Raw genomic sequence first — 259 nt, 5'->3', positions numbered from 1 at the left:
CTGCCAGGACGGTCACAGACGCGCTGGTCGAGGACAAGATCCGCGACCTGGCCTGGAGGTTCAACGAGGCCACCGGGCGGATGCAGATGACGCCGGAGGGCCTGTACGGGCGGCGGAAGTGGGTTGCCCTGCTCCGCCGCCAAGACGGCCTCGCCGCCACCTCCCGCGGAGCAGTGGACCGGGCCATGCGCACCCTCGGCCTCGAGGGTGTTCGCCGGGCGAAGAAGCTGCGCACCACCATCCCCGACCCCGACGGGAA

1 pseudogene is annotated in these 259 nt (G+C 71.4%); it reads left to right on the top strand.

Features of this window, described 5'->3' with window-relative positions:
• Nucleotides 1–259, top strand: a pseudogene (locus tag MTQ12_RS14855) (IS3 family transposase); the annotation flags it as partial.

The organism is Brevibacterium sp. R8603A2 (genome assembly GCF_023072605.1).
In the GTDB taxonomy this organism is placed as follows: Bacteria; Actinomycetota; Actinomycetes; order Actinomycetales; family Brevibacteriaceae; genus Brevibacterium; species Brevibacterium pityocampae.
This window is presented reverse-complemented; position numbering and strand designations above follow the sequence as displayed.